The 5025-nt window shown below is 50.5% G+C and carries 6 protein-coding genes; all 6 read left to right on the top strand.

Annotated elements, in window-relative coordinates:
* Window positions 1-1206: sigma-54-dependent Fis family transcriptional regulator (locus tag HOK28_13805; protein MBT6434168.1), on the top strand; the 1206-nt coding region annotated here is incomplete at its 5' end.
* Window positions 1207-1431: 225 nt separating this feature from the next.
* Window positions 1432-2772 (top strand): hypothetical protein, encoded by a 1341-nt coding sequence (locus HOK28_13800; GenBank protein ID MBT6434167.1) that lies wholly within the window; start codon window positions 1432-1434, stop codon window positions 2770-2772.
* Window positions 2773-2789: 17 nt separating this feature from the next.
* Window positions 2790-3164, top strand: coding sequence for a flagellar basal body rod protein FlgB (gene flgB / locus HOK28_13795; GenBank protein MBT6434166.1), 375 nt, complete (start codon window positions 2790-2792; stop codon window positions 3162-3164).
* Window positions 3164-3595, top strand: coding sequence for a flagellar basal body rod protein FlgC (gene flgC, locus HOK28_13790; protein ID MBT6434165.1), 432 nt, complete (start codon window positions 3164-3166; stop codon window positions 3593-3595). The genes flgB and flgC overlap by 1 nt, the downstream gene beginning before the upstream one ends.
* 2 nt (window positions 3596-3597) lie before the next feature.
* On the top strand, window positions 3598-3909 hold the full coding sequence (gene fliE, locus HOK28_13785) for a flagellar hook-basal body complex protein FliE (protein MBT6434164.1): 312 nt from the start codon (window positions 3598-3600) through the stop codon (window positions 3907-3909).
* Window positions 3910-3912: 3 nt separating this feature from the next.
* The coding region (gene fliF, locus HOK28_13780; GenBank protein ID MBT6434163.1) for a flagellar M-ring protein FliF at window positions 3913-5025 on the top strand (1113 nt) is incomplete at its 3' end.

The following is a 5025-nucleotide window of genomic DNA, read 5'->3' as shown; positions in this document are numbered from 1 at the left end:
GATGGCTTCGAGGTTATGCGAGAGGCTTTAAAAGACAATCTCGCACGCTCAGTGATTGTCGTCACCGGCGAAGGCTCGGTACCCATCGCGGTTGAGGCAATGAGAGCAGGCGCTTCAGATTTCATAACCAAACCCATCGATTTTGAGAAGTTAACTGCGGCCATTGAGCGTAGCTCTGGAATTCGGAGCAATCCAGCCCTTGATACTGAGCGGCGGCTGGCTTGGCGTGACAAGTATGCGCCTGGTTTTATTGGTGAAGATCCCAAAATGTTGGAGATCTTTGGGATTATCGAGCGAATCGCAGACACCGAATGTAATGTTCTCGTTACGGGAGCAAGCGGAAGCGGCAAAGAATTGGTCGCTCGCGCAGTTCATTCAGCCAGTAATCGCAGGGATAAACCGTTTGTGGCTGTTAACTGTGCCGCTATTCCGGGTGAACTCATGGAAAGCGAAATTTTTGGTCACTCGAAAGGCGCTTTCACCGGAGCTACAGAGTCGCGGCAAGGTAAATTTCAGGTCGCCGACGGCGGAACGCTTTTTCTCGATGAAATCGGCGAAATGGATATGGGGCTGCAAAGTAAGTTCCTGCGAGTCATCCAAGAGCGCGAATTTACTCCGGTTGGCGAAACCAAGCCTCGAAAGGCCGATGTACGAATCGTTTCGGCAACCAACCGAGATTTATTAGCTCGCGCGGGTGAAGGTCACTTCCGTGAAGCCCTTTATTACCGGCTAAACGTCATCCCAGTGCAGATACCTTCGTTGAACGAGCGACCTAAAGACGTGATTTTATTAGCAGATTTCTTTGTTAAACGTGCTTGCAAACGCCATGGCCGCCGTACTCCGGGTGCCGATGAGGAAGTTTCACGCATTCTTTCCAAGTATGGATGGCCCGGTAATGTTCGTGAATTAGAGAACCTCATTGAGCGGATTGTCATCCTAAAGGCCGACGAAGGCCCCATTAATCGGGCTGATTTACCGGGTAATATGGTCGAGAGGTCAGCCGTCGCCTCAGCCGATGTCATGGATATGGAGCTTCCCGAAGAGGGTATCAATATCCGTGACACATTGGACGAGCTTGAATCTCGTTTAACCTTAGGTGCTTTGAAGCGCTGCAACGGCAATAAGGCAAAGGCCGCCGAGCTTTTAGGTCTTAAGCGCACCACGCTGATTGAGCGACTCAAGCGTCTAAAACTTGATAAGTTTTAGAGTTTTCGCAGCAGTTTTCTTCTCCTCTTCTTGCTATCATTAAGCCATAAGGCCCGTGGAGATCCCGTCGTACGGTCAAAGAACCGTCGTATTTCGGTCGATATCCTGCCAAATAAAAATCTCTAAACATTTTCGATAATGGCCGTATGTGTCTGTTTAATATCTATTTTTCGATAATCGGGCGAGTGGGGAAGGGCTCTGGCACGCATCCTGCTTGATGAATACATGATGATGTTACGTTTTGCCATAATCGCCTTTTTGACACTTGTCAGCCTGAGCAGTGCAGTGCACGCCAAGGTGTTGGACATTCAGGTGTCGACGAAGCGAACCAAGGTAACGGCTTGGAAGCTGAATGACGGCTATACCATGCTGGCTTTGGTAAAGCCTGCTGTTGATGGGCTCGAAGAGGCGATTCGGGAAGAGATGATTCCGGGGATGCGCTTTAAGGTCACTCCGATTCACGGCGGTGCCCAAGAGCTTAAGATTGTTCTTGGCGACCCTATCTTGAAGCATTCAGCATCTTATAAGCGTGGCCGGTTACGCTTTAAGCTCGATTATCAGACCCGCGAAGAGAATATGATTAAGCGAATTAAGAGTCGTCTCTTTGTTCCAGTTCCTTCTTCGTTTGTCGCTAAGCGTTTTAGCTCAGCCGAAAGCCTCTTGCGTCGGGGCCAAATCGAAGACGCATTGGCATCGTTCAAGGACTTGTCTGAAGAATACGCTCTGCGGTCATGGTCACAGCTTCGATTAAGCGACATCGCGTTATTGAGCGGTGATACCCGCGGAGCATGTCGGCGTTACGGAACAGTGGTTCAAGCCTACCGTGTTCAAATCTCAGGCATGTTGGCTCAGCTGCGTCGTCAGGTTTTGGGCTGTGGCTGGCGTGAAGACGACAAGCCCGATTGGGATGTCATGCTAGAGCGTGCGGATCGTGTTCGCGGAAGCATCGGTAAATTCATCCGAGAAGAAGCCATCTGGGCGATGAACCAAGTGGCGACTGCAGATGAGGTCGATTTGACCCTTCAGCTTCTCGACAATGTTGCAGTGAAGCAGCGTCAACTACGCCGCCAGTTGGCCCGAGGCGAATCCGTTTTGGTTTCACGGGCAATTCGCTTGCCTAGCGAGCCTATCGATGTGGCACGAATGTGTTACCGCCACAAAGAACGCATCACCAAGCACCTAGAGAGTAACAACCTTAGGCTCTTATGTGCGAAGTCTTATCTCGAATTGGATTTGGTTGACCAGGCGATAGTCGAGGCCAAGGCACTCTCCGCAAAGACCCCACGCAAAGCACAAGGTGGTCAGTGGAACAGACGATTAGGCCCAGCGCAGTCGATGATATTCTTGGCGCGCGCTTATCGTCAGACCGGTGACCCGGATTATGTTTACGCAACATTGGTAAAGTATCAGCGCCGATTCGGCCGCTACATTCCGGACAATGTGGATGCACCTGAAGAGGTAGCACGAATGACCCTTAAGGATCTTGAAGTAGGCCGAAATGTAATGAGCCTAGACGCAAGAATTAAGGGCTTGGAAAGAGCGATACGTGCTGACGCACGTCAGTAAGTGTGAAGGAGATTGGGATGAGTATTTTTAGTTCAATGAAAAGTGTGGAATCGAGTCTCGATTATCACCTCGACCGACAAGGCGTTTTAGCCTCAAACGTCACCAACGCGGATACGCCGAATTACCGTCCTAAGGAATTGGTATTCAAGGACTCCATGAACAATGCGAGCCGTTTGATGGCGACCATGGAAAACCACATGCAGGGTTCTTCCAATGGCAGCTACGAAGTACTCACTTCAAGAGAACCTCAAAACCTTGACGGCAACGCAGTGCGGCTCGAGAAGGCAATGGCGCAGCTTGCTGGTAACACCATTCGCTACGAGCAAGGCATTGAATTGACACGTAAGCAACTCGGATTACTTAAGTACGCCGCAACGGCAGGAGCTCGATAATGGATTTTTTCTCTGCAATGGAAGTGATTTCTTCGGGTTTGACCTCACAGCGTGTGCGGCTCAATACCACTTCATCAAACTTGGCAAACGCAAACACCACCAGAACCGAAGAAGGTGGTCCTTACCGCCGTCGCGACCCAATCTACAAGGCCACGAGCCTTGGTGAGAAGAACGCTTTCTCAGACAACCTCGACAATGCAATGCGCGGCGTTGAGGTTACAGAGATTGTGAAGGACCAGGCAGCGCCACGAAAGGTGTTTGATCCACAGCATCCAGATGCTGGTGAAGATGGTTATGTTGAATTTCCAAACGTTAATATGGTCGAAGAAATGGTCAACATGGTCATGGCTTCTAGAGCATATGAGGCGGGTGTTACCGCGATGCGTTCGGTTAAGGGCATGGCAAATAAAGCAATTGGCATCGGACGATAATCATGGCTATCGGTAACATCAGTGAAACAGCTCGAATTATTGGCGGTGTCGGCGGCGGGGGAAATACTCTCGGCGTTGAGCGTGACCGTAAACTGGATAAGTTTAGTGAGACGCTTGTGAAGGCCGGTCAGCAGATCGCCGCCCCACAAGTGGATGCACATCGAGCAATGGAATCGTTCTCCAAGGGGATGGATGGCCGAATTCATGAAACAATGATTACCGTTGAAAAAGCGGATATTTCACTGAAGTACATGGTCGCAGTTCGAAACAAACTAATCGAAGCGTACAGAGAAATCATGCGGATGGGAGCATAATCCATGGCCACGTTGGGGGAATCACTTGGGCAGCTGCAGACTCTTTGGAGTAGCTGGACTTTGGGGAAGAAAGCATGGGTTGCTGGCGGTTCGTTAACAGCTATTATCGCCGTGGTGTCTCTTCTGGTTGGTACTGAGCCTGCGAATATGACTCCTTTGATGTCGAATCTGACCATTGAAGATGCAAACGAAATTACCGAGCAGCTTGGAACCATGCGTGTGCCATACACGATTACGCAGTCGGGTACGACGGTTATGGTCCCTAAGGACCAGGTTTTCGAATTGCGAATGAAGCTGGCGGCGCAGGGTTTGCCAAAGGGCGGCGGCGTTGGTTTTGAAATCTTTAACAAGCCTGAGTTTGGTTTGAGTCGTTTCGCAGAGCAGCTCAACTATCGGCGTGGCTTGCAGGGTGAGCTACAGCGTACCATTCGTAGTATGGACACTGTTAAGGATGCTCGAGTTCATGTGGTGTTGCCGAAAAAGAGTCTTTTTAAGGACAAAGAAGAATCAGCATCTGCATCTGTAACTCTACACTTGGCTCGTGGCCGAGCGATGAGTGAGTCCCAAGTACAATCAATTGTGCATTTGGTTTCTTCGAGTGTTGAAGGTTTGTCATCGGACAACGTTACAATTGTTGATTCAACCGGCCGAACCCTGGCAAAGGCTGGCGAGGGTATGAACTTCGGTGAGTGGCTTGAAGCTCAGCGCAAGATGGAGCAAAACCTTGAAGGCCGCATTACCAAAATCATCGAACGCGTGGTGGGCCCAGGTAAAGCTTCGGTGCAAGTAGCAGCAGAGCTCGATTACACTCAAAGCGAATTATTCCAAGAGACATACGACGGTGAGAACCCGGCTCCAAGAAGCGAGCAAACCAGTGAGGAAATCAGTGGTGGCAATAATGACGAGGCTCAGGGAATACCAGGCGCACGTGCAAACGTTGTAGGCGGACCGGCGCAGGCAGCTCAGTTTCAGGGCGAGGGCGGTGACCGTCGAACAGCCAAGACCACCAATTACGAACTCAACAAAACAACTAAGCGTGAAGTTGCACAGTTAGGACGCCTTAAGCGCTTGACGGTTGCCGTATTGATTGACGGTGTGCGAACGACCGACGCTGCG

This window comes from Deltaproteobacteria bacterium, from assembly GCA_018668695.1.
Lineage (GTDB): Bacteria > Myxococcota > XYA12-FULL-58-9 > XYA12-FULL-58-9 > JABJBS01 > JABJBS01.
Note: the sequence above shows the minus strand (reverse complement) of the source record. Positions and strands in the feature narration are given on the sequence as shown.